Origin of the sequence: Capnocytophaga canis, assembly GCF_000827555.1 — a bacterium.
GTDB classification, from domain to species: Bacteria; Bacteroidota; Bacteroidia; order Flavobacteriales; family Flavobacteriaceae; genus Capnocytophaga; species Capnocytophaga canis.
In genome coordinates, this window is record NZ_CDOI01000198.1 from 1 (window position 1) to 3,420 (window position 3,420).

Genomic DNA, 3,420 nt, shown 5'->3' on the forward strand with positions numbered 1-3,420 from the left:
ACCCTGCCATAAAGGTTGATTTACCAGATGTGGCGGCTGGAACAACATTTTCTCATACGTTTACTTCTACTACGTGGGAAAAGGGATATATTGCTTTTGATTTGGAATTAGTAAGTTGTACTGGTGTTAATTCTGGAGAGATTGAATATACTATATATCATATAGATAGTTATGGAAAATCACATCAGTACGCTATGGAGTTTGTTTGTAGTAAAAAACAGATAGCCTATGATTGTCCTGATACTGGCTGTAATAATGCACCTCGTATGGTAAGCACGAAAACTGAACGAGCTGAGAATTCCTATGGGTGGAAAGATTGGACAATGAATGAACGAATGCAGCGTAGCGATTACACCAATGAGTTGGAGTTATCACGAGCCTTGTATTTAGATGATATTGAAGTTACTGCCGAAGGTGAAGCTCAAGGGAATTTTAATGATCTTTACTACCATTGGGAAGTGAAAAAAGGAACTCGTTTGATGCCAAAAAGTTTGAAGTTTACCATCATGCGTGGAGGTGTTGAAATAGTAAATCAAACCTTACAGGCGAACAGTACATTCCCAATTAAGTCGACAGAAAATTGGAGTAGCGAAGATACTGGATTTTTATGGAATCTAACGCCTTACTTACCATCTGATAAGATGAGAAATGGTGACCAATTTAAAGTTGTAGCTACATATCAACTTACCAGTGGTGCAGGTTCTAAAAATACAGCTTATGATGTTCAATCATCTAACGAATCTTACTTTTATACGCACGCTACTGATAAAAAATATTGTGGTATGAAACAAATACCAACATTTTATGTAGCAGGGACTTATGAGTTGTTGGGAACAAACACCTATAATATAAAAGGGTGTGTAGAAACAGCCATCGGAGCTAACCAAGTGTATATGGCACGTAGGTCAAATACAGCAGGAACTTATTTTTCTCAAGAGTTTCGCCCTGGTCGTTTGATAAAAGATATTAAGCTGACTTATCCCAGCTCTTATAAAATCGTTAAAATCGAATACGAGTTTAGACAAAAAGACGCTCACGTAGTTTCTGGTTACAAGGATATTACAAGTTATTTTTCATCAACCGACAATGGAACTAATAAGGTGTATACTTTTACCAACCCTACTGACAGAAATAATCCTCAACATCTTCACGCAGGTGAAATTTCCGTTGAGAATGATTATAATGCTACTTTAAAAGTTACGCTTCAAGCTTCGTGTGGTTCAAAAACTGATAATACTGAAAAAGCAAAAGCTGAGATTAATTACTACGATTATTATTACCATTATGCAGCAAATGGAGGAGAAAAAGTTGAAAATAAAAAATTGGAAGGAATCTTGCGTTATTCTGAAAAACCAGGTGTTGCATTAACTTCTGTAACTCCCCTTACACTTCGTGTAAACACCAAGCAACAAGAAGTAGAGGTAGAGTTAAATAATTCCAGTTTGACGGATGCTCCTTATACTTGGTTGTCAATTCCGGATATACAAGGAGTTAAAGTGTTAGAATTAATTGATTCCAATACTAATATACCAGTTCTCCGTCAAACGGGTATTTCTGGTGAGTCTATGTTCTTTTTGAGTCAAGCTGGTTTGGCTAAAGGGGCTAAGAAGAAGTATAAAATCAGATTTGAAATGACCAATTGTGCCGATACGTCTTTTGATGTATATGCAGGTTGGAATTGTTCCGAGTATCCTATAAGAGGGTATCAGCATACTTGTAATGAAAACAAGGTAACTTATACACTCAATGTGGTACAAAGTGTGATACAGATTACTCCCGAAAACACTAATCCAGGTGTGGGAGGCAATTCGAATACGATTGCAATGTGTTCAAAAACACCTTATAAATATATCATTAATAGTGCGGGGGAAGGAAACATTGAAAAACCTAAAGTGGTTATTGTTAAAGAAGCAGGGCTATTGATTTCGGATTTTGTGGTAACCTATCCGTATGGTTCTTCCAATAATTATACGTTAACACCTTCGGTAAATGGTAATTTGATAACCTATGACCTTTCAGGAGTTGTAGCAGCAGGAAATATATTACCAGGAAGTATTGCTGAAGGTACTGAAAATAACCGACGTGTGGGAGTAGCCTTTAATGTTCAACCCGATTGCGATTTTGTTTCAGGTTCGTCTTTTGATGTAGACATGACTGGATTCAATATTTGTGGTAATGAAGTGGAGGGAGACAAAAATACAGTGATTACGGCAGGTATAATTGGTGTAGTTTCCAATCAATACAAGGTAGATAATGTTTTGAAAAAACTTAGCGGTAATGCTAACTACTGCGTTGGTTTGGCTCTTTCACCTCCTTCATTTGCTAAATTTGAAGGAAAACATGTTATTACAAGAGAGCCAGGAGCCACATCTTTTGTAGAAACTCAACCAGGTGGAGAGGTGATCGTACGTATCCCGAAAGGGTTTGAATACGTACCGGATACGTTTGTAGCAACAGGAAAAAATGTTGGAGCTACTTTTTCTGATCCTGTTTTAGCAACTACTCCTATTACCTCTGTTGGAGATGGAGAAACCGAGTTACATATTGCAATTCCTGCGGGTATGCAAGACACAAATTTCTTTACCTATACTATTGAAGTACGTCAAAAAGCGAATTTTGTAATTGAAAATTGTGCAGTAACTCAAAAGTTAAAGTATTATACAGTTGATAAAGTAAGTGGAATACCATGTGGAGCAATGAATTGCCCTTCAATAACTGTTGAAACTTCCCGTCAGCGTGGCGAAGTGGTTATTCCAATGGATCGAGCGGAACTTAGAATTAAGGATATTCAGTTTACTTCGTCCGTAGAAAGCAATAAAGAAAGAGTAAACATAACTTACAAGATAGAGAATACATCTAGCGTTGCTTATACAGGAAATTTAGTGGTAACCTTGTTTGATGATGTTGATAATAGCGGAAATGTCTCTGATGCTGAAAAGGTACAGGATTTTACGCTTACTAATTTGAGTGTTCCCGCAAACACAACTTCTGTACAGCAAACGCTTCAAATTTTATTGTCACAGGATAAACTATGCCGTTTGCATTTGGCAATTAGAAGTTCGTCGAATCCTTGTTTATGTAATGAGGATTTGGAAAAAATCATCGAAGCACCTACGAAAATAACAGGTTTGGTGTCTGATTTCCAGGTTTGCGAAGGAGTAGGACAACAAATTGTTTATAACGTAGAGGCTTCTGATTATGAGGATTATAAGTGGGAAGCAGTAACACCGGGAGCTTTGGCTTATTTATCAAGTGCTGTTGTGAAGAATCCAATTTTCACCTATTCAGGATCAAGTCTTTCGGCACCGCTTACCGTAACTTATACTCTAACTGTAAGACGAACCAACGGCTGTGAGGCTACACAAACCGTAACGGTAACAGTTAAGCCTTCTCCTGCCTTTACGGTAGCTACGCCACAAA

General features: G+C 37.5%; 1 pseudogene. It reads left to right on the top strand.

Annotated elements, in window-relative coordinates:
- A pseudogene (locus tag CCAND38_RS12035) lies at positions 1-3,420 on the top strand (hypothetical protein); the annotation flags it as partial.